The organism is Pseudomonas gorinensis (assembly GCF_042015035.1).
GTDB classification, from domain to species: Bacteria; Pseudomonadota; Gammaproteobacteria; order Pseudomonadales; family Pseudomonadaceae; genus Aquipseudomonas; species Aquipseudomonas gorinensis.
This window is the reverse complement of sequence record NZ_CP167125.1, coordinates 5,013,026-5,033,611: the sequence shown is the minus strand read 5'-3', so window position 1 is coordinate 5,033,611 and position 20,586 is coordinate 5,013,026. Positions and strand designations below refer to the sequence as shown.

Below are 20,586 nucleotides of genomic sequence, written 5' to 3'. Positions count from 1 at the left end.
GGTGATTCAGGCAGAGCTATGCTTGTGCCATCACATCAATGGTATGGAGAGTCGTGATGGGCTGGAAAGGGACTGTACGCTCGCTGCAAGCGTCTGCGCGGAGGTCAGAGCGCAACGCTCATCGCCGGCAACGTGAGCTCGAAAAGCAACAGAAAGAGTACGCAAAGATGGAAGCGCTGGAGCAAGCAGCGTATGAAGTCGATGTGTACGAAAATCACATAGATATCCTCCTTTCGATGCACAAGGAGTGTGCCGAGCCTGTGAAATGGAAGCGGCTTCTCTCCAATCCCGAACCTAGACAGCCACTGAAGAGCGGTACGCTTGAGCAAGAAGCCACGCATGCGGCCGCTACATATCACCCCAATTTCTGGGCTCGGCTCTTCAAGCTAGAGGCTCGTCAACGCGCAGTCCTATTCGACAAGATTGGCGCCGCACAGGCGGAAGATGAAAGGCAGTATCAGGCTCAGCTTGATGAATGGAAGACTGCCCATACCGAGTGGGCAGAGGAGCGGGATATTGCGATCCGCATCCTTGATGGTGACCGTCAAGCCAAGCTCGATGCCATCGTAGCTTTCGAGTCGTTTGCAGAAATCTCGCACCTCGGCTCAGCCATTCAGATGATTGTTCATGAAGGTGGCATCCTAGAAGCCAAGCTCGCTATCCATGGCTCCGACGTGATTCCGACTGAAATCAAATCTCTACTCAAAAGTGGCAAGCTGTCGACCAAAGCTATGCCTGTTGGGCGGTTCAACGAGCTTCACCAGGACTACGTGTGCAGCTGCGCTCTGCGAGTAGGTCGAGAGTTGTTGGCAATTCTGCCGGATGACCTAGTCATCGTCACCGCTCTGGACAATGTGCTCAACAGCTCGACAGGTCATATGGAAGAGCAGCCAATTCTGAGTGTTGCTTTCTCTAGGTCAACTGTTGACGGACTTAACCTCGAAACCATCGACCCGTCTGATGCGATGAAGAATTTCGTCCATAACATGAGCTTCAAGAAGGGCGCAGGATTCTCGGCCGTTGCCGCCCTTGATACTCAGCGTTTCGCCGTAACCGTGTAACTGAATCGCATGCGCAGTCGGTGGCCGACTATGAAGAGTTGTTGCCGTGGAACTGCGCACCAGAGATGTCACGGTAAACACGAAACGCTCCTGGCGGTAGGTGTACTTCGTGGATCGCATACCCACGGTCGGTGACCGCACAGCAGTGTCCCGCCTGCTACCAGCAAAGTAGCGAGCGGGGAGTGCTGAGTTATTTTGGTCAAGAGCGCGGTGCCATCTTTGATCCGGTTGGCACAAGCGTTTAAGAAAGGCAGCGACTTTTCTCATGTGTTTCCGCGATGTATGAGCACGCTTGCTGAGTGAAAAGATCAGTGCAGTGAATCATCGAATACTCGTCCAGTTCATGCACGAAAAGTCGGGCGTTATCCTCAGGGCTGCGATTGGCTATAAACATATCGATTTCCCCATCGGAAATAAACGCCAAATCGGTGCGCTCGACGATCTCGTCCCGGCTAGTGGTGTGGCGAAATCTTACAGACTCTAGGTAAACGATATTATCGCGGTGGACGATTTTGATCGAGTGAAAAGCAGGATCCAGATAAGTCGGGTACTTGCGCTTCAAGTCCGGAAGAATTTCCACGCCGCTGTTAGAGCCCACCTGAGGCACGCGGAAGTTCAGTGCCTCCTCCATCAGTCCTCGAATGGCCTCGCGAATGGGGAGTTGGAAGAACTCTCGGTTGGGTTTGTATTGGTAGTCCAGGTAACGTTGTTTCATCAGGATTTCTACCTGCCGGCAGTCGGTGACAAGTTCATCGTAGACGACCTCAAAATTATCAGGTACCCAAGTTCCTTTTCCCTCCCTCGCCCGTTGTTTGGATGAGCGTGTTGACTGGCCAATTTTAACCAGTCCGGGCATGCTGGGATTGATAATCAAGTAAACAAAACCTGCGCTCATTGTTGGGGTTCCTTGAGCTACGTAATGAATCAATCGTTGTATGGGGCGCGCTCTGCGTGTGCTTTTTGAACGGCAGAGTGCTCAACCCACCTCAACGCCTACGTGAAATAAAAATGACCCGGAGCAAAACTCAAGGGGCATTTCTCGTTATGTTGGCGCTAGTGATTTCGTCGGGTGTAGTGGGCCAGCGTTAGGTTTGAGAATAAATCGTGGAGAGAAAAGTCTTTTTCCTGGAACGGTTGCTCAAGCGTTTCAATCAGTGATTGTGGTGCGACCTGTAAGCCTTTACTGCGCTTTGACGGTACATCGAGATCATCGAGAAACCCCGGATCGCAGTACACCACGATCCCATGATGAATAGCATCCTTGAGCACCCGCTTGTCAATCAGGTCGCAAAGTGACAGCAGGGCGGCCTGGATATTCACGACCACCGTGGAGTTTTCAGCCCTTCTGGTTAGCAGGGATTGAGTGATCAAGTTATAGCTTTTTTTGTTACCCGCCCGATACGCGATCAAGGCTAAGCTAGCCTTTTCAAGGAGCGACTCTTTAGCCTCAATTTTCATAAGGAAATTGGAGGTCCCAAGTTTCGATTGATAACCCATGAGTCGTCGCGTTGATGCGTAATCCACGATTTTCGATGCAAGGAAGGGATTGTCGGTTTGAAGCACAAAGAACTCTTCGTCACCAGACGGTTCGAGTTCGACCTTCAAATAACTGTCGATCGCAAAATTCGAGGCAGGCGTGATGTAGAACAGCTTGTGGTAACGGCCTTCGGATTGAAATTGATCAAGTTCGCAATCCGAGTGAGAAAAGACGCCATCCATTAGACTTTTGAAATGCTCATGGTGTTCACCATCATGCTGCCGTGTCTGGTTGTTGATGGTGATCCATTCAATACACACAGGCTGCTTGCCGAGCGTCACCAGAGTGGTGTCGTTGTCCCACTCTGAGTCAAACGCGACTGAAGTACTGTTGAGCACAGGGAGATTGGCAGGAGCGGTACAGGGTACGCCGAGCACTAGGTAACACCCTAGTGGAAGAGCATAGGGCACAAAATATTGGTCACTCTCACCATAACGGCTTTCGTCACGCCATGCGTTCAAGGCATTGTCGAACCATCGTTCCTGAATTCATAGAATAAGCGCAACGCTTGAAACGAGAGGCAGAGAGCCAGCCACCGGTAGAATCCAGGCTCTCACACCGAAGGATTCAAGCGCAGATGACTACGCATTACCGGCAGCTGACTCAGGGACAACGTTACCAGATTGAGGCTGGCTTGAGCGCCGCAGAGAGCCAGGCGAGCATTGCAAAGCGGGTCGGCGTGCATCCCTCGACGATCAGTCGCGAGGTTCGCCGCAACAGCACCCAGAATATCTACAAGGCTGTTTCTGCGGCCCATGAAAGTGATGCTCGTCGAGCGGGTGCGCGCAAGTTTTGCAAGCCGGCGACATGGCTCAGCCATCATCTCCCGGTGTGGCTCAAGCATGGCATGAGTCCGGAGCAGATCGCCCAGCGGTTGAAGCAGGAGCAGCCAAGCCGGGCGGTCAGCCATGAGTGGATTTATCGGTTCATTGCCGCCGAACAGCGCGCCGGTGGTGAGCTTTATACCTATCTGCGACATCGCCGAAAGCGCTACCGGAAACGCTATGGAAGCCACGATCGGCGCGGGCAGCTGCGTAATCGCGTGTCAATCAGTGAACGCCCAGCCGAGGTCGAAAGCCGCGAGCGCCTGGGGGACTGGGAGGGCGATACGGTACATGGACTGGGCGGTAACCTGGTGACCCTGGTTGATCGCAAAAGCGGCTATCTGAGCGCCTATCCGGTCAAGCGCAGAACGCGCCGGCAGGTAACGCGGGCGATCAATCTGATGCTTCAGGGCCATGCCGCTCACACGCTGACGCTGGATAACGGAAGGGAGTTTGCCGGGCATGAACGCATCGCGCTACGGAGCCAGTGCCAGGTCTTTTTTGCAGACCCCTATTCATCCTGGCAACGTGGCACCAATGAAAACACCAACGGTCTGCTCCGCCAGTATTTCCCCAAGGGCAGCGACTTCAGCAAGCTGACCGTCGAAGCCGTCAATCGGACAGTAGCGAGGATCAATCTACGCCCGCGCAAGCGCTTGGGCTGGAAGACGCCGTACGAAGTGCATACAGGGGTGAGCGTTGCACTTATGTGTTGAATTCAGGGTTGGTGAATGCGCATGGCCTCATCCAAATGTTCCTCAGGCAATATCAGCTCGACGTCATATTCATCGTCATCCGCTGTACGGTCAAAGGCCTCCAGATAGTCGCAGGTTGCCTTGTACCAACCCATCGGGTCGGACCAAATGATTTTGATCTTCTCGTTGTAAGGCTCGGCTATTTTTGCGAGAGGTTGGTAGTGCTCTCCGAGATCGTAATATTCTGGAAGGTAGACGCGAGTCGCAATGAGTTTGATATAAGTGTCATTGATTCTCGTATAAGCATGAATAACAGCGGCAGGATCGGGGCCGATGTGACTTGGCTGCCAGGCACTGGCCTCTATCTTCGTAGCAATATCACTGAGCGATACTGGTACTTGGGATATAACAAAGACGTACCTGAGTATTTCGTACAAACCGGCCAAATTGGTGTTTGTCAAAATGCGGCGGCTGAGCGCCTTCGCCAGCTCACGTATGTTGTTGGCAAAATAAGCTTGTGCCGCGTCCACGTGCGGTAAAGCCGCAAGGATCAATGATTCGTCGTGTGGGGAAGGTGACTCCAGTCGGGCGTTTAAATCCGCCCAGCTCGCGCAACCGTAAGGCCCTGAAGCGAGTATCTCTTTGGCGGTAGTTAGCGGGACGGCAAGTTTCTCGCTAAGACGTTTGGATTGACGAACGATGTTTTCACGAAGATAGGAGGTTTTCAGCAATGCCATGGTGATTTCCGTTGCTCTCGAAGAGCTACACCGGAGACGCCCACCCACATTCCCCGGTGCCCGAAACAGGAGCGGCCAGAGGCTTCTATAGATACATGGTTGAATATCCACTTAGCTGCGGCCTCTAGGGCCCCTGGGGGTGGGCAGCGCGCCGACCATGAGCGGCGCTGGTGACTGAGCTTATCGCGAAACGTAAATGAATCGCAAGGCAGACCCTGCCACAAGTGCATTTCCTTCGATCAGAAGCATTCCAGTTGTATGAAATTCAGTATTGGCGGTTCGATTTTGGACAGGGTGTTCTGAAAAAATAACCGATCGGTAACCCTATTCACTTCACCGGTTCTTCTCGGTTGGATCATAGTTTGAGCTGGTGCTCCCCCTACTTTTCCCCCCACAAAAACGTCGGCTCTTGATGGACGTTGCTGGACTCTCGTAGAGCAGAACACCGCTGGAGCTCAAGTAAATACTCACTTGGAAAAATCCAGAGTGATATTTTCAAAGCTTTCAAGAAGTATGAAAAAGGAGATGGGGGGTATGACTCACCCACATGGGTTACAAATCAGTTCACGCACATAGGTAACAGTTTTTAACTGGCAGGGTCGATTTCGCGAGGATCTGACCATGCCCTGGAGAGAGCTGAAACCTATGGACCTCAAAGTGATGTTCATCGCTGAGTATCTGTCTGAAAAGCACAGCTTTAGCCGGCTGTGCCAGGACTATCAGATCAGCCGAAAGACTGGCTACAAATGGGTCGAGCGCTATGAGCTGGAGGGTCCCAGTGGGCTCGACGAACGTAGCCGCCGACGGCACAACCAAACCTATGTGGTGCCATTGGTTGTGAGGCAGGCAATCATTGAGTTTCGCTCTACTGGCGAAACGGTTCCGGGCCCTAAAAAGATCCAGAACGACCTGATAAAACGTTTTCCGGGGCAGGATCCGCCGTCGAAAACGACCATCTACAACATCCTCAAGGCTGCGGACTTGATTACGTCTCGACCGTTGCGTCAGCGTGTCGCTGTCTATCCCAAGCCTTTGCGTAAGGCAGAAACGCCTAATCAGCTCTTCAGCGCAGATTACAAGGGCCAATTTCTCACTGGGGCGGGCGTTTGGTGCTATCCACTGACGATCATGGATCATGCCAGTCGGTTCTTGCTTGCCTGCGAGAGCATGGCCAATACCAATCTCAAGGAGACCCAGCAAACCTTCGAGCGCGTTTTTCGTGAATACGGGATGCCTGAGCGCATCCGCACCGATAACGGCGTGCCGTTTGCCAGCACCGGTCGTGCAGGACTATCGCAGTTGTCGATCTGGTGGTTGCGCCTTGGGATTATTTCTGAGCGAATTGAGCCCGGTCGGCCAGATCAAAATGGGCGTCATGAGCGCATGCACCGGACATTGAAAAGTACTTTCCCCAAACCGCCAGCCATTGCCTGGGAGGCTCAGCAAAAACACTTTGATCGTTTTATGCAGCACTACAATCACGAGCGAGGGCACGAGGCGCTCGGCCAGAAAACCCCGGCTTCCTGCTATACCCCTTCAACTCGAGCTTACCCGGAAAAGCTACCGGAAATGGGGTATGCGAGCCATGTTGAGTGTTACCTGGCTGATAGTTGCGGAATCATTAATCGGGCGGGGCTGCGGATATACGTGGGGAATCTGCTCAGGCATCAAAACATTGGAATGGAGATGATCAAAGACGGAGTATGGAATGTGATCTTCGGTCCGGTGATCCTAGGTCACGTCAATGCCAGGGACGCAAAGAACGGCTACGTTTCAATCAAAGTGTCACCTATGTGAATGCACTTTTTTGTAACCCATGTGGTTGTCCCGTACATGGGGGGTGCTAGGGGTCGAGTGTTCGAATCACTCCGTCCCGACCATTATTCCTGAGTAGAATCAGACAATTGAGCCGATCTAACAGATCGGCTTTTTTGTGCCTGGGCAAAATCAGCGCAAAACTACCCGGTGATTTCACTGATATTCAGGTCCGGGATTGCTTCTAACCAGATGATTTCATCGTGGTCCCGCTGGTAGTTTTTGGTCATGCCCTCGCTCGCATGACCAGTGATCTTTTGCTCATCCTTTCCGGCTTTCTCTTACAGGTGCACCGACAGAGCTCGCACTTCGTGGAAGCCTGGCATCTCCTCTTCCTTCCATCCCGCGTAGCCGCTCGCCGCCTCGCTGACCGCCTTGAGCGCTCGCGTCAAATATGAGCCGGCCTAATGAATTTGGACATATCAATAGGGCGCTCTGATGGCGTCCAAACCTGATGTGTGCAGTTGCTGTTATCGACTCAGCCCGGGCATCTCTTGCGCACGACGCAACGCGACGTTGCGTCCTGTCCATATTCTCTCGAGGTGCACTGCCGCCTATGTTGTTGGCCTGGCAAACATGAATGCGAGTGACCTTCGTTGGAAGGTCACCGCTGTCGAACCTCAGGAGTCTATGGCATGGGCCTTTCTACACGTGATACAGCAGCGACGATACAAAAAGCATCAATGACAAAGGGGCTGGTGCTTCTATTTGCTTTTTGTTGCGGTGCCATCGTGGCCAACATCTATTACGCACAACCGATTATTAGCTTGATCGCCCCGGATATCGGCATGTCGAGTGGGAGCGCGAGTTTCATCGTTTCGCTGACCCAGATTGGTTATGCGCTCGGATTGTTTTTCCTGGTGCCCTTGGCGGACCTGGTAGAAAACCGTCGGCTGATGATCGCGACGATCGTGATTACGATCTTCAGCCTGGTCGCCGCCGGTTTATCCAAGCAGCCGAGTGTATTTCTAGTGGTGTCGGCACTCATCGGTTTCAGCTCAGTCTCCGTGCAGATGCTTATTCCTTTGGCGGCACATCTGGCATCGGAAGAGTCTCGCGGTCGGGTGGTTGGCGGGATTATGGGGGGCTTGCTGCTAGGGATTCTGCTGGCGCGGCCTCTGTCGAGCCTGGTTGCCGATCATTTGGGCTGGCGGGTGGTGTTTGTCGGGGCCGCCGCCTTGATGCTCGTTATCGCCATCGTGATTGGCATGACCCTGCCTAAATGGCAACCGACCCATCGTGCGTCGTACGGCCAATTGCTGATGTCCCTGGGCCAACTGTTTTGCCGCGAGCCCGTGCTGCGTCAGCGCGCGCTCTATCAAGGGCTGATGTTTGCGGCGTTCAGTTTGTTCTGGACCGCTGTGCCATTGATATTGAGTCGTGAGTTCGGCCTCACGCAAAGTCAGATTGCGATTTTCTCTCTGGTTGGCGCCATCGGTGCCATTGCCGCACCTATCAGTGGCCGTCTTGCCGATGCAGGCCATACTCGACGAGCGTCGCAGGTGGCCATGGTGCTGGGTGTATTGAGTTTCCTTCCGGCCTTCATCAATCCCTTTTACGGTGTGATTGGGTTGGCCGTCACCGGGATAGCACTGGATTTTGCAGTGCAAATGAACATGGTGCTTGGCCAGCGAGCTGTCTATGCATTGGGCACTGCCAACAGAGGCCGTCTGAATGCGTTGTACATGATCAGTATCTTTATTGGGGGTGCAATCGGTTCTTCGGTAGCCAGTTTGCTTTATGAACATGCCGGCTGGCTGGCAATTGCTGCGGTGGGAAGCGCATTGTCGCTGGTAGCTCTAGTCGTCTTCTCGGTGGTTTCTCGTCGGACCCGAACTGGCACAATGCTCAATATGAACAACGGGTGAGTCAAGGAGTGTCATGGACAAGCTGCTCGCATTGAAGATGTTCGTCCAGGCTGTGGATTCGAAGGGCTTTTCTTCTGCCGCTCGACAGTTAGGCCTGGCGACGTCTTCTGTGACTCGGATGATCGATGGGCTTGAGGCGGAACTGGGCGCTGTCTTGCTTAATCGATCCACGCGTCAAATCTCATTGTCAGATGCCGGGGCCGCCTACTACTTGAAAGCGCGGGAAGTGCTGAATGCTGTCGCCGAGGCGGATGCCTCGGTCAGTGACCGCGGGGAACTCCCTGCGGGCCATCTTCGTATTTCCGTGCCCGTAGCGCTGGGGCGTCGTCTGATTGCACCTCATATTGCCTCGCTGTTGAAGCGATACCCTCAACTTGTGTTGGACATGACGCTCTCCGATGACATCGTTGAATTACTGGGGGAGCGCGTCGATCTGGCGATTCGATTGGGATCGGCAGCCGCCATGGATGGTGTCGTCAGTCGTCCCGTCGGTCATTTCAAGCGCCGGGTGGTGGCCAGTGCCGAGTACCTGAATGCACATGGCTTTCCTGAACATCCCATGGACCTCATGCAGCACGAGTGCCTGCGTTTCAGTTACGGCCCAAAGCAACAGGTGTGGACTTTCCTGAAGGAAGCTGAGGAGACTCGAGTACCGATTGAGGGCCGCTTCAAAAGCAACAATGCCGAGGTTTTGCGTGAGGTTGCGTTGGCGGGCGGTGGAGTGGCTCTGTTACCTGACTGGCTCGTCAACGACGATATTGGCAGCGGTGATTTGACTTCATTGTTCGAGTCTTTCGTTATCAATCCGAACGATGCCAGTTCGGCCATTTCCGCGCTGTATCTTCCCAATCATCGTGGCTCCAAGCGCGTCAATGCGTTTATCGATTTCATCAGCGAATTGCTAGGGCCTGAAGGCTCGTTTTCGAACGATGCTGTCAGGAGATAGCCTTGAAATGCTCAAGCGCCTGCAAAACTCTATCGATATTTCCCCAGCAAAGAGGCACGGATAGACCGCGTGTACGACGAGGTGTATCAGTGGGATTCCTCGTGTTCGCGTTAACGGGTTGCTGCATGAGCGCCAGGCGCTCATGAGCGTGCGCCTGGCTACCGATTCAGACGTTTCGCCGGCATCGGCTGGCTGACTTGTGGCCGAAGGGCATAAAGTCGACACCGCCCGGATCGGTCATGACCCCAGCGCCTCCTGCCAGCCACGTCGCGCCAGCGGCAGATCGAGCAAGCGCTTGCCGGTGGCATCGTTGATGGCATTGCCCAGTGCTGCGGCCATGGGGCCCTGGACGATTTCCGCCGCACCAAGAAATGGCTGATCCGGCTGATCAATCAGGTGGACCTCGACCTGTTGCGGCAAATCCGGAAAACGCATGATCGGATAGCCGCTCCAGTCGAAACTGTGCATGCCGCTGGCGTCATAGAGGATTCGCTCATAGAGCGTCCAACTGGCGGACTGCACGATGCCACCCTGGATCTGATTGAGCAGCCCGTCGGGGCTGACAATTTGCCCCACGTCGACGGCGGCGACAACGCGATCAATCGTCACCTGTCCAGTCTGGCGCTGCACATGCAACTGCACGGCGATTGCGCAGTAACCCATGATGTTTTTGTAGCGGGCAAAGGCAAAGCCGATTCCGCTGCCGGGGCCCGTTGCTTTTTGCGGCCAGCGGAACTCAGCGGCCACGCGCTCCACCACCGCCCGTGCTCGCGGATCGCTCAAGTGATTCAGGCGAAATTGTACCGGGTCGACGGTGGCCCTGGCCGCCAGTTCATCGACGGTGCTCTCGATGGCGAAGATGTTGATATGGGCACCGAGCGAACGCATGGCCGAGGTCCTGAATGGCATGGTCAGTACAAAGTTAAGATCGACCTTCAGGTTGGGGATCTCATACAACGGAACGGCATTGCGGTCGCCATCGCCTTCGGGCTGAGCGATCGGTACCGACGGTGCCGGGGTGAAGGGATTGGCCAACAGCCACGCCGGCAACAGGCGCCCGGCGTTGACGATACGTTCGTTGTGCGGCGTACTCCAGAGTTCGTATGTCCAGTCGCGAAGCCGCCCGCTGTCGTCCAGTCCTGCTTCCACTTCGGCAAGCATGGCCGAGCTGTAGGGCTCCCAGAGATTTTCCTGTTCGCGCATCCATTGCACCCGTATCGGCTTGCCGGGAATGGCCATGGCGATCAGCGCGGCGTCGGCGGCGGCGTCATCGGCGCCGTTGTGGCCATAGCAACCGGAGCCTTCAGCGTGGATGCACCGCACCTGAGCCACCGGCAGGCCGACCATCTCGGCGATACCCGCGCGCAATGGATAGACACCTTGAGAGTGGGTCCACACGGTCAGTGTGCCATCCTTGAACCAGGCCACTGCGCAGGAGGGGCCGATGGAGCCGTGCATCAGGTATTGCTTGGTCACCCGGGCCTTGTAGGCGTGTGGCATCGGTTGCGGGAGGTCACCCTTGGCACTCACCGGGTAGCGTCGCGCCGGCAATTCGGTGAGGAGTTGATGGATGTGTGTCGAGTCGGGCAGCGGGTTACCTGCTGTCCAGCGGGCCGTGGCATAGCCCTCGCGCATTGCTTTGACCGCCAGCCATTCATCGGTGGCGACCACGGCAAGGTAGCTGCCGTTGCGGATCAGTTTCACCTCGCCGGGCAGTTTCCCGAGGGCGGCCTCGTCAATCTCCAGAAGCTGACTGCCGCGCCGGGGTGGCCGTATCACGCGGGCATGCAGCATATCGGGCAGGCGCATATCCTGCACGTAGGCTGCACCGCCGCTGACTTTGGCCGGGATGTCCAGTCGAGGCAGTGATTGGCCGATCAGGGTGAAACGGCTGGCTGGCTTGAAGGGCGAGTTGGCCGATGCAAAACGATGCAGTTGGACCCCTGCCACGGCTTGTGCGTAGGTCATGCTGCGGCCTTGCGCATCGTAGATCACCGCGTCCCGCGTGGTCAGGCTGTCGACGTTGAGATGCCATTGCCGTGCCGCGGACTCTAGCAACAATTGACGCACCTGGGCCGCGGCGTTGAACAGCGCGGTGCCGCTGTCGACGATCGTATGGCTGCCGGCGGTATACCCTTCATTGGGTGTCAGTGCGGTGTCGGCGGTGAGAAAACGGATGAGCGCGGGCGGCACTTCCAGCCGCTCGGCGGCGATCTGCAGGAGCGCAGTTTTGACGCCAGTGCCCAGTTCCACTTTGCCGGTGTAGACGGTGATGCCATCTTTTGCATCAATGCGGATCCAGGCGTCCAGGTGAGGAGTGGCGCGCAGGCTGCCCGGCAGGTCGGGGGCGAGGATCTCTGTCCCCAAGGTGTCTACTTCAGTGTCGGCGAAGGCGCGAGGAATGGCCGGGAGCAGTGCGAACCCCATCACCAATGCGCCATTTATCATGAATGCGCGGCGGCTCAGATCGACTTTTTGCGTTGAGGTTTTCATACCTTGCCCCCTTGCGCGATGACCGATTTGATAGCGGCGAGGATTCGCACATGGGTGCCGCAGCGGCACAAGTTGGGTGCCATGTGGCGACGGATCGTTTCATCGTCCGGATGGGGGTTGGCTTCCAATAGCGCCTGTGCGCGGACGATCATTCCCGCGATGCAATAGCCGCACTGGGCCGCCTGTTCCTCGATAAAGGCTTTCTGCAAGGCACCCGGTTGGTCAGCGCTGCCGAGGCTCTCGACCGTGCGCACCGATTTGCCCGCCAGCGCGCCGCAGGGCGTCAGGCAGGAAAACACCGGTTTGTCGTTCACTAGCACCGTGCAGGCGCCACATTGACCCAGACCGCAGCCGTATTTGGCGCCGTTGAGCCCCACTTGATTGCGCAAGGCATACAGCAAGGGCATGTCGTCCGCGATGTCCAGTTCGTGAGTCTTGCCGTTGATATCGAGTGTGATCACGGTTGCTGCTCCTGAGCCCGAATGCTTTTGATGGTCTTGTCGAGATCCGTCCAGGGACGGTTCGCGCAACTTTGGTTGCGCAAGTACTCGGCAAGTGCAGCCACGTGGGTGTCGTCCAGGCTAGGGGCGAAGGCAGGCATGTAGTGGCTGGAAGCGGCGCTGGACATGGGGATGCCCTGCAGGATGGTCTGGATCAAATTGCGTGGCGAGTCCGCCATCACCGCCGAGGTGTTCGCCAGCGCCGGCCGCGATTCAATGACGCGCATCGGCGCCGCGCCGCCGTGGCAACTCGCGCAGGCGCCGTCGAACAATGAGGCGCCCATAAGTGCTCTGGCGCTGGGCTTGACCCCATAAGTGCAGGGCGGCGATGGGGCATCCGATGAGGTTTTCTTGAGGTCGAGAATGTACTGCGCGATGGCATGGGCATCTTCCGTCGGCAATTGCGCGATGCTCAGACTGACCGGCAACATCGGGCCCGCTGCTGCGCCGTGTCCTTCGGCGACCTCGCCCGTCAGATAGGCGACCAACTGGGCTTCGCTCCAGGGGTGTTGCGCCTCGGTCATTCCGCGCAGGGCAGGGGCTGTCCAGCCGTCGACGACACCACCGTTGAACCGTTCGCTGCTTTTTTCCCCGCCAATCAGATTCAGGGGCGAATGGCAGGATGAACAATGTCCCGCTCCCTCGACCAGGTAGCGTCCGCGGTTCCATTGTGCTGACTGGTTGGGAAGTGGCTCCAGCGGATCTCCATGCAGGAACAACAAGTTCCAGAAGGACACCAGTGGACGGAAGTTCATGGGGAAGACCATGTGGTTCTGCGGCGCGGTGTATGTGATCGGGTCCACGCTCATCAGGTAGGCATAGGCGTCGGCGATATCGGCGTCGCTCATCTTTCGATAATGCACGTAGGGGAACGCCGGATAGAGGAAATGGCCGTCACGCGCGATGCCTTCACGCATGGCCCGTTCAAAGGCGTCCAGCGACCACTTTCCGATACCGGATTCCGGGTCCGGGGTAATGTTGGTGGTGAAGAGGGTTCCGAAAGGCGTTACCAGCGGCAAACCGCCGGCCATGTAGGCGCCTCCTGGCCGCGTGTGACAGACCGCACAGTCTCCGGCTTCGACGACGCGGCGGCCTCTGTCCAGGGTTTCGCGATCGGCCTTCAGGGGCTGGCTGACCGTGGCAATTTCCGGCCTCCACATCATCCAGAACGCAAACCCTAACCCCACGACGCCGATCGCCAGAACGACACCGATGATCGTTTTGCGCTTCATCGCCTTACCTCTCGAGCTGAATTAACGACAGATTTTTCAATCCGCCGCGTGCGATGGGCGTACGGCGATTTTCCATGACGTGAGCTTAGAGAGGGCGCTTGTGATGGAGTACCCCATCAAGGCGCAACGCTACATTGCGCCAGGCGCAACGGTGACCGAATCAACAACCGTTAACTCGCGCAGCGTGCGCCCCTGTCCAAAGACAGGCGCTCAAGGACCGTGGCGCGCCGAAGGCGTGATCGGCACATCGTTGCGTTTTGCGAAAAGCTACGTTGTGCAACCGACGGATTCTCTGGCGGCGCTCCGGCCCCTACCTTGGGGGGGTGAAACACTCAACCACGGAGACCGTCATGAGTTTGCACTCATCCACAATTCAAGTGACTTACGACTTCATCTGCCCATGGTGCTGGATCGGTGAGGAACATCTCGAACGCGCTCTGGCTGCTTCGGGTTTATCAACGGACCGACCCATCGGCTTCCTGCCTTATCAGTTGAACCCTGACATGCCCGTTCAAGGCATGGATCGCAAAGTCTATCGCTCTGGCAAATTCGGCAGTTGGGCACGTAGCCAGGCGATGGACGCACAGGTCACCCACGCCGGTAAGGCGGTCGGGCTTGAGTTCGATTACGAGCGAGTCAAAAAAACGCCCAACACCCTGGCCGCGCATCGGTTGGTATGGCGCGAGCAACAGGCGGGTCGAGACGCGTCGACGCTGGTCAAGGCCATTTTCAAGGCGTACTTCGGCGAGGGGCGGGATATCGGCGACCTCACGATACTGGCCGACATCGCTGCCGAAACCGGGCAGGACCGAGCGGTCATTGTCGACTTTCTCAAGTCCGATGAAGGCACGGCTGAAGTCTTGAAGCTCGAAGCCCAAACCAAGGCGTCCGGTGTGCGCTCGGTGCCCAGCATTCAGATCGCAGATGACGTGATCAGTGGCGCCCAGCCCGTCGAAATAATGACCCGGATACTGAAACGAAGCGAAGCCGCTTAAGGCGTTTTTCCAATCCCTATTCATTCAGGAAATCATCATGACTCATCACTTGTTCAGCCCGATCAAACTTGGCCAACTCACCCTTAAGCACCGCGTCGCCATGGCGCCTCTGACTCGTTCGCGGGCGGGGCAACCTGGCAACGTACCGACATCGATGAACGTCGAGTACTACCGTCAGCGTGCCAGTGCCGCATTGATCATTACCGAGGCTACGCAGATTTCGCAGCAGGGCCAGGGTTACGCCTGGACCCCCGGCATCCATAGCGACGAGCAGATCCAGGGCTGGAAGGCGGTCAGCGAGGCCGTGCACGCAGAAGGCGGGCGCATTTTCCTGCAGCTCTGGCATGTGGGGCGAGTGTCGCATCCGGTGTTCCAGCCTGGCGGCGGCTTGCCGGTGGCGCCGACCGCGCAACCGGTGCCCGGCAAGACCTTCATCCTCAATGAAGAGGGCGAGGGCGTATGGGGTGATGTACCTGTCCCTCAAGCGCTGGACATTCCCGGGATCGAAGCGATCGTTGCCGACTTCCGCAAGGCCGCTCGCAACGCGATCCTGGCGGGTATGGACGGTGTGGAAATTCACGCCGGCAATGGTTACCTGCTCGACCAATTCATCAACAGCGCCAGCAATCAGCGAAGTGATCGCTACGGGGGAAGTATCGAAAACCGTGCCCGGTTGCTGCTTGAAGTCGTGGACGCCGTGACCGCGCAAGTAGGCGCCGAACGCGTAGCTGTCCGCCTGACACCGATGGGACGTTTCATGGGGATGGGCGATGACACCCCGGAACAAACCTTTGGCTACATCGCATCCCGGCTCAATCACTGGAATCTCGCGTACCTGCACCTGGTAGAACCGATGATGGTTGGCACAGTGCTCGATGAAAGTAACGACCCACGCTGGGACGCGATCATCAAGCAACTGCGTAATGACTTCCACGGCGTTCTGATGTTGGCGGGAGGCTACTCCGGCGAAACGGCCGAACAGGCCATTGCGCAGGGCCGTGCGGACCTCATCGCGTTTGGTCGCCCGTTCATTGCCAACCCCGACTTACCGGCTCGCTTGCGCGGTCGCAACGAACTCAACGTGGCTGACGGCAACAGCTTTTTTGGCGGCGACGCCAAGGGGTACATCGACTATCCGGTGTTGGCATAACGCAACGCTAAACCGCAGCCGGGGAAATCACCCGGCAACGAGGAGAAAGGTAATGAAGCGTTCAGGTGTTCCGAAGGCCTTGGTCATTGGTGGTTCCCTGGGAGGGCTGTTCGCCGCCACGGCGTTACGCGCGATTGGTTGGCAGGTCGATATTTACGAGCGATCCCCTGCGGCGATGGACAGTCGTGGCGGGGGCATCGTTTTGCAGGCGGATGTCCTGCACCATTTTCGCTATGCGGGCATTCATCCGGCAGGTGCGCTCGGCGTCCGGTCCCATGATCGTCTCTATCTGGATCGAGTCGGTAGCATCGTGCATAAAGAGCCGATGCCGCAAACCCAGACGTCCTGGAATACGCTATACAGCGCATTATTTTCTGCGTTTCCTGCCGAGCATTATCACCGTGGCAAGACGTTGGTGGATCTGACCCAGAATGAGCACAGGGTGACTGCGACTTTTGCAGATGGCGGCAGTGCAGAGGCTGACCTGCTGATTGGTGCCGATGGCGCGGGTTCAACCGTACGAAGCATGGTGCTGCCTGGAGCTGTACCTACTTATTCGGGGTATGTGGTGTGGCGCGGGCTGGTCGATGAAGAGCAACTTCCAGACTTCGCCAAAACGCAGCTTTACGAGGACTTTGTTTTTCAACAGGACCCTGAATCGCTGATGCTGGAATACATGGTCCCGGGCGTGAATGGCTCCGTTAATCCTGGCGAGCGTCGGTTCAATTGGCTGTGGTATTTGAAAGCTGCACAAGGGCCGGAACTGGACGCTGTGCTCACTGACCGCAATGGCCATCGGCGTAGTCACTCCATTCCACCCGGGGCCTTGGCCACGGGGCAGGATGCTTACATTCGGGAAATGGGTGAGCGGCAGGCGAACCCGGCTTTTCGGGAACTGATTCGCCAGACCAAGGATATTTTTGTGCAGGCGATCCTTGATCTCAACGTCCCGCAAATGGTGTTTGGCCGTGTGCTGTTGACGGGGGATGCCGCTTTTGTGCCGCGTCCTCATACCGCCGGAAGCACGGCCAAGGCCGCCCGCAATGCACTGTCCCTGGCGCAAACAATCGATGACAGCGGCGACCTCGATCATGCACTGCTGGCCTGGCAGCGACAGCAACTTGCAGAAGGCAAGCGCATGGCGGATTGGGGAGTGAATATGGGCAATCGGATCATGGGCATCGCGCAAGCCTGATGGTGCGGTTCACACCGGCCAACCTGTACCTGCCCCGGGATGCCACTCTATTGATCAAGTCGCAGGCCTCTTTAATCAGGCCATTGAGCACAGCCATGCAAGATTCCCATTGCCTGGTCATGCACAGTCGCCACCTTTACCTTTCGATTTCGGAGTCCGTTCATGGACAAGTTGCTTGCGCTGAAAATGTTTGTCGAAACGGTACGCTGTGGGGGGTACTCATCTGCAGCGCGTAAGCTCGGCATCTCCACGTCGTCGGTGACGCGGCAGGTCGCGGGGCTGGAAAGTGAGTTGGGCGCCAGCCTGCTCAACCGCACCACGCGCAATACGAGCGTCACAGTGGCGGGGCAGCACTATTTCGATAAGGCCGTGGCGATCCTGGAGGCCATCGATGAAGCGGATGCCGTCGTTGCCGATCGTGGCAGCGAAGCTCAGGGGCGTCTGCGGGTCAGTGTCCCGGTGGAGTTCGGCCGGCGAATCATCGCCCCGCACTTGGGGCGGCTGCTTGAACGCCATCCCGGTCTGGAAATCAGTCTCTTGCTGAGCGACGAGATCAGTGACCTGCTCAGCGAACAAATTGATGTGTCGGTACGTCTCGGTTCATCGGTTGTCAGCGACGACATCATCAGCAGGCAGTTGGGCGAGTTCCAGCGCTGGGTTGTGGCGAGTCCCGAATACCTGGCACGAACCGGACTGCCCCGACACCCTTGCGACTTGCTGGAGCACCAGTGCTTACGTTTCGATTACCGCATGGGCCACCACCAATGGACATTCCAGGGGGATGAGGACGTCATCCGCTTGAATGTGCAGGGACGGCTGCAAAGCAACAATGCCGACATTCTGCGCGAGGCTGCCTTGGCCGGTGGCGGGGTGACGCTGTTGGCCGATTGGCTGGTACGTGAGGATGTCAGTGCAGGTCGGCTGACGCGGGTGTTGGAGCAATATGAGGTCAACCCAGGCAGTGCAAGCACCTGCATCAATGCGCTGTATCTGCCCAACCATCGTGGCTCCAGTCGCATCAATGTATTCATAGCGTTTCTTCAGGAAATAATCACGCCCTAAGCGCGTCTCGTGCATCAGGCAAGACGCAATGCTGGGTGACTTGGGAACGCTTCAAACGCCGTCGCGACGTTCTGAGTTCATTATTGATAGTGTGACGCTTGATCGGGTCAAGGTTGCCGTGGGTGATACAACGCTTGTGATCCCGAAAGGCACTTTTGAAGCAGTACTGGACTATTTGCACCTCAACCACCACCACGCGGGCAATTCGTGTGCGATCAAGTCTGATAACAGCCTCGCGGACGATGTCCAGGTGAGGCGGGTCTTGGCCTCGACAAAACCTCAGCCCCCGGAAAGCTGAAACCGGTAGCCCACCCCATACAACGACTCGATGGGCGTTTCCCCAGGGCATGCCTGCTCCAGCTTACGCCGCAGGTTACGGATATGGCTGTCCACCGTGCGGTCGGTGACCACACGGTGGTCGGAGTAGATGTTGTCGAGCAGTTGGTCACGGGAAAACACCCGCCCGGCGGAACGTGCAAAGGTGCTGAGCAAGCGCAGTTCCAGCGGCGTGAGGTCCAGTTCGATACCGTCGAGTGACGCACGGTATTGCGCTTCGTCGATCAGCAGGCGCGGCGGTGTGCTGGTCAGCAGTTGGGGGCCGCGACGCAGGATGGCCTTGACTCGCGCTACTACCTCGCGCGGGCTGAACGGCTTGCAGATGTAATCGTCGGCGCCCAGGTCCAGGCCCTGCAGGCGGTCCACCTCTTCGACTCGGGCGGTGATCATGATGATCGGTACGGCGCTGAACCCGCGCAGGTCCTGGCACACTTGCATACCGTCGCGCCCGGGTAGCATCAGGTCGAGCAAGATCAGGCGCGGTGCCTGGGCGCGCACGCTCGGCACCACCTGCAAGCCGTTGTCCAGGCACCGCGTCGGGTAGCCCGCGGCGACCAGGTAATCGCGCATCAGTGCGGCCAGCTTCGGTTCGTCTTCGACGATCAGGATCGGGCTTTCGTCGCTCATGAGTCAGGTATTCCGTGGCAGGCGCAGGGTCAGCCAAAGACCGCCGAGGGGGGAGTGAGCGGCGCTGAGGCTGCCGCCGTGGGCGAGGGCGATGCTGTGACAAATCGCCAGCCCCAGGCCGGCCCCGCCACTGGCGCGGTTGCGCGACGATTCACCGCGATAGAAACGCTCGAACAGGCGCGGCAGTTGTTCGGCTGAAACGCCTGGGCCGGAGTCTAGAACGTCAATGCACACGTGGGTGCGATCCAGGCCGGCGCGGATGCGTATGAGCCCCTGCGGGTCGGTGTAGCGCACGGCGTTTTCCAGCAGGTTGGAAAACAATTGCTGCAAGCGATTGGCGTCGGCCAGCAGTTCCAGGGGCTGGGATGGCAAGTCCAGTTCGATGCGCAGGTGCTGGGCGTGCAAGCGCTCCTGGAACATCGCCACACTGTTGCGCAGCAGCGGCTCCAGTGCGCAAGCGCTCTTGCGATAGGTCAGTGCGCCCACATCCGCCAGGGACAGTTCATACAGATCATCCACCAGCTTGCTGAGCATGCCGACCTCACCTTGCAAGGACTTCATCGAGCCTTGGTCCAGGGTGCGCACGCCATCCTCGATGGCCTCCAGCTCGCCGCGCAACACCGACAGCGGGGTGCGCAATTCGTGGGACACATCGGCCATGAACTCACGACGCATCTGTTCATTGCGCTCCAGGGTATAGGCGAGCTGATTGAAGTCCCGGGCCAATTGGCCCACTTCGTCATTGGAGGCCACCGCCACGCGGCCGCTGTAGTCGCCGCTGGCCAGGCGATGGGTCGCTGCGGCTACCCGTTTGACCGGCTCTAACAACGTGCGGGCGATCCACCAGGCAATCAGCATCGCCAGCAGCAGCGAAAAGGCGCCCATCACCAGGCTGGTGCGTAACTGGTATTGCTGGAACCGTTCACCGCCGGCCTCGGTCACGCTCTGGAACGGGGTCACGGCCAGCCAGCCGACGGTTTCATCGGCCACCACGATCGGGCGCAACAAGGCGTCGTTGCCGATATCCGGGTAGCCGTTCACGCGTTTTTTGTGTTTATCCAGCAATGCAATGCGAAACAGCGCGCCCGTCAGGTCCGAGGCCATGGGGGTACGCAAGTCGTTCTTCGCCGGATCTTCGCCGAGTTCGGGCCGCATAATGTCAAACCAGCGGTCCGGCTGGTTGCGCAGGAACTCCCAATTTCCCTCACGCGCATAGGCACTGGCCAGGCGTGGCAGCACGGGTGCCATGCGGTCCAGCGCCTGCTCATTGAGATACCCGAGAAAGCCGCGCCCAAAACTCCAGCTCGTCGCCAAGCCCATGCTCAGGATGACCAGCAGCACACCGGCCAGTACCGCGATAAACAGCTTGGTGGAGATACTCAACTTCATGCAGGTGGGCCGTTAAGAATGGATGGACCATTTAGGCCCTGGCGACGGAAAGATTCAACCCGGTCGGGCAATCTTCAATTTTCCTGCACATTTGCCTCGCAGGATGGCGCTGACTCAAGCCATT

Annotated in this window: 17 protein-coding genes and 1 pseudogene; 9 read left to right on the top strand and 9 right to left on the bottom strand. The window is 57.4% G+C overall.

The features are described 5' to 3' along the window. The first annotated feature begins 167 nt into the window (after positions 1-167). Positions 168-1,061 (top strand): hypothetical protein, encoded by an 894-nt coding sequence (locus AB7933_RS22730; RefSeq protein ID WP_236645990.1) that lies wholly within the window; start codon positions 168-170, stop codon positions 1,059-1,061. 241 nt (positions 1,062-1,302) lie between these two features. On the opposite strand, the gene AB7933_RS22725 is transcribed toward AB7933_RS22730, so the two are convergent. Both AB7933_RS22725 and AB7933_RS22720 read right to left on the bottom strand, forming a co-directional pair. Next, the gene (locus tag AB7933_RS22725; protein ID WP_024076463.1) at positions 1,303-1,956 is read right to left on the bottom strand and encodes a GIY-YIG nuclease family protein; all 654 of its coding nucleotides are present in this window, start codon (positions 1,954-1,956) and stop codon (positions 1,303-1,305) included. A gap of 158 nt (positions 1,957-2,114) precedes the next feature. After that, the gene (locus tag AB7933_RS22720; RefSeq protein WP_375156274.1) at positions 2,115-3,059 is read right to left on the bottom strand and encodes a hypothetical protein; all 945 of its coding nucleotides are present in this window, start codon (positions 3,057-3,059) and stop codon (positions 2,115-2,117) included. 116 nt (positions 3,060-3,175) lie between these two features. On the opposite strand from AB7933_RS22720, the gene AB7933_RS22715 reads away from it, so the two are divergent. Next, on the top strand, positions 3,176-4,138 hold the full coding sequence (locus AB7933_RS22715; protein WP_004577240.1) for an IS30-like element ISPpu17 family transposase: 963 nt from the start codon (positions 3,176-3,178) through the stop codon (positions 4,136-4,138). A 2-nt stretch (positions 4,139-4,140) separates the two neighbouring features. On the opposite strand, the gene AB7933_RS22710 is transcribed toward AB7933_RS22715, so the two are convergent. Beyond that, on the bottom strand, positions 4,141-4,854 hold the full coding sequence (locus AB7933_RS22710; protein ID WP_375156273.1) for a hypothetical protein: 714 nt from the start codon (positions 4,852-4,854) through the stop codon (positions 4,141-4,143). Between the two features lie 621 nt (positions 4,855-5,475). On the opposite strand from AB7933_RS22710, the gene AB7933_RS22705 reads away from it, so the two are divergent. Continuing rightward, entirely contained in the window at positions 5,476-6,651 is a 1,176-nt protein-coding gene (locus AB7933_RS22705; RefSeq protein ID WP_024076461.1) for an integrase core domain-containing protein, read from the top strand. Between the two features lie 161 nt (positions 6,652-6,812). On the opposite strand, the pseudogene AB7933_RS22700 reads toward AB7933_RS22705, so the two are convergent. Next, positions 6,813-7,064 (bottom strand): annotated as a pseudogene (locus AB7933_RS22700) (integrase); the annotation flags it as partial. A gap of 240 nt (positions 7,065-7,304) precedes the next feature. On the opposite strand from AB7933_RS22700, the gene AB7933_RS22695 reads away from it, so the two are divergent. Both AB7933_RS22695 and AB7933_RS22690 read left to right on the top strand, forming a co-directional pair. Continuing rightward, positions 7,305-8,537: an MFS transporter gene (locus AB7933_RS22695; protein ID WP_024076460.1), complete on the top strand. Its 1,233-nt coding sequence runs from the start codon at positions 7,305-7,307 to the stop codon at positions 8,535-8,537. A gap of 13 nt (positions 8,538-8,550) precedes the next feature. Then, positions 8,551-9,483 (top strand): LysR family transcriptional regulator, encoded by a 933-nt coding sequence (locus AB7933_RS22690; protein WP_024076459.1) that lies wholly within the window; start codon positions 8,551-8,553, stop codon positions 9,481-9,483. A gap of 237 nt (positions 9,484-9,720) precedes the next feature. On the opposite strand, the gene AB7933_RS22685 is transcribed toward AB7933_RS22690, so the two are convergent. The 3 genes from AB7933_RS22685 to AB7933_RS22675 are packed head-to-tail and all read right to left on the bottom strand — an operon-like array spanning position 9,721 to position 13,708. Beyond that, the gene (locus AB7933_RS22685) at positions 9,721-11,976 is read right to left on the bottom strand and encodes a xanthine dehydrogenase family protein molybdopterin-binding subunit (RefSeq protein ID WP_024076458.1); all 2,256 of its coding nucleotides are present in this window, start codon (positions 11,974-11,976) and stop codon (positions 9,721-9,723) included. Then, positions 11,973-12,437 carry a (2Fe-2S)-binding protein gene (locus AB7933_RS22680; protein WP_024076457.1) on the bottom strand — a complete coding sequence of 155 codons (465 nt, stop codon included), beginning with the start codon at positions 12,435-12,437 and terminating at the stop codon, positions 11,973-11,975. Before AB7933_RS22680 ends, AB7933_RS22685 begins: the two co-directional genes overlap by 4 nt. Beyond that, a complete protein-coding gene (locus tag AB7933_RS22675) occupies positions 12,434-13,708 on the bottom strand; it encodes a c-type cytochrome (protein WP_024076456.1) in 1,275 nt (424 codons plus the stop codon). The genes AB7933_RS22680 and AB7933_RS22675 overlap by 4 nt, the downstream gene beginning before the upstream one ends. 350 nt (positions 13,709-14,058) lie before the next feature. Between AB7933_RS22675 and AB7933_RS22670 the strand changes: the two genes are divergently transcribed. The 4 genes from AB7933_RS22670 (at position 14,059) to AB7933_RS22655 (ending at position 18,110) form a co-directional block, all read left to right on the top strand. Next, positions 14,059-14,703 (top strand): DsbA family oxidoreductase, encoded by a 645-nt coding sequence (locus AB7933_RS22670; protein WP_024076455.1) that lies wholly within the window; start codon positions 14,059-14,061, stop codon positions 14,701-14,703. 37 nt (positions 14,704-14,740) lie between these two features. Beyond that, positions 14,741-15,853 carry an alkene reductase gene (locus tag AB7933_RS22665; protein ID WP_024076454.1) on the top strand — a complete coding sequence of 371 codons (1,113 nt, stop codon included), beginning with the start codon at positions 14,741-14,743 and terminating at the stop codon, positions 15,851-15,853. 52 nt (positions 15,854-15,905) lie between these two features. Beyond that, the gene (locus AB7933_RS22660; RefSeq protein WP_024076453.1) at positions 15,906-17,048 is read left to right on the top strand and encodes an FAD binding domain-containing protein; all 1,143 of its coding nucleotides are present in this window, start codon (positions 15,906-15,908) and stop codon (positions 17,046-17,048) included. A 162-nt stretch (positions 17,049-17,210) separates the two neighbouring features. After that, on the top strand, positions 17,211-18,110 hold the full coding sequence (locus tag AB7933_RS22655; RefSeq protein ID WP_024076452.1) for a LysR family transcriptional regulator: 900 nt from the start codon (positions 17,211-17,213) through the stop codon (positions 18,108-18,110). A 279-nt stretch (positions 18,111-18,389) separates the two neighbouring features. Here the strand turns inward: AB7933_RS22655 and AB7933_RS22650 are convergent, their stop codons facing one another. Both AB7933_RS22650 and baeS read right to left on the bottom strand, forming a co-directional pair. After that, on the bottom strand, positions 18,390-19,073 hold the full coding sequence (locus AB7933_RS22650) for a response regulator (RefSeq protein WP_024076450.1): 684 nt from the start codon (positions 19,071-19,073) through the stop codon (positions 18,390-18,392). Positions 19,074-19,076: 3 nt separating this feature from the next. Then, positions 19,077-20,462, bottom strand: coding sequence for a sensor histidine kinase efflux regulator BaeS (baeS, locus tag AB7933_RS22645; RefSeq protein WP_024076449.1), 1,386 nt, complete (start codon positions 20,460-20,462; stop codon positions 19,077-19,079). Positions 20,463-20,586: the final 124 nt, after the last annotated feature.

Coding starts and splice junctions, on each gene's coding strand:
- AB7933_RS22685 (WP_024076458.1), bottom strand. CDS start 11,976: ATGAAAACCTCAACGCAAAAAGTCGATCTGAGCCGCCGCGCATTCATG.
- AB7933_RS22660 (WP_024076453.1), top strand. CDS start 15,906: ATGAAGCGTTCAGGTGTTCCGAAGGCCTTGGTCATTGGTGGTTCCCTG.
- AB7933_RS22670 (WP_024076455.1), top strand. CDS start 14,059: ATGAGTTTGCACTCATCCACAATTCAAGTGACTTACGACTTCATCTGC.
- AB7933_RS22665 (WP_024076454.1), top strand. CDS start 14,741: ATGACTCATCACTTGTTCAGCCCGATCAAACTTGGCCAACTCACCCTT.
- AB7933_RS22655 (WP_024076452.1), top strand. CDS start 17,211: ATGGACAAGTTGCTTGCGCTGAAAATGTTTGTCGAAACGGTACGCTGT.
- AB7933_RS22715 (WP_004577240.1), top strand. CDS start 3,176: ATGACTACGCATTACCGGCAGCTGACTCAGGGACAACGTTACCAGATT.
- AB7933_RS22725 (WP_024076463.1), bottom strand. CDS start 1,956: ATGAGCGCAGGTTTTGTTTACTTGATTATCAATCCCAGCATGCCCGGA.
- AB7933_RS22650 (WP_024076450.1), bottom strand. CDS start 19,073: ATGAGCGACGAAAGCCCGATCCTGATCGTCGAAGACGAACCGAAGCTG.
- AB7933_RS22710 (WP_375156273.1), bottom strand. CDS start 4,854: ATGGCATTGCTGAAAACCTCCTATCTTCGTGAAAACATCGTTCGTCAA.
- AB7933_RS22690 (WP_024076459.1), top strand. CDS start 8,551: ATGGACAAGCTGCTCGCATTGAAGATGTTCGTCCAGGCTGTGGATTCG.
- AB7933_RS22730 (WP_236645990.1), top strand. CDS start 168: ATGGAAGCGCTGGAGCAAGCAGCGTATGAAGTCGATGTGTACGAAAAT.
- baeS (WP_024076449.1), bottom strand. CDS start 20,462: ATGAAGTTGAGTATCTCCACCAAGCTGTTTATCGCGGTACTGGCCGGT.
- AB7933_RS22705 (WP_024076461.1), top strand. CDS start 5,476: ATGCCCTGGAGAGAGCTGAAACCTATGGACCTCAAAGTGATGTTCATC.
- AB7933_RS22675 (WP_024076456.1), bottom strand. CDS start 13,708: ATGAAGCGCAAAACGATCATCGGTGTCGTTCTGGCGATCGGCGTCGTG.
- AB7933_RS22695 (WP_024076460.1), top strand. CDS start 7,305: ATGGGCCTTTCTACACGTGATACAGCAGCGACGATACAAAAAGCATCA.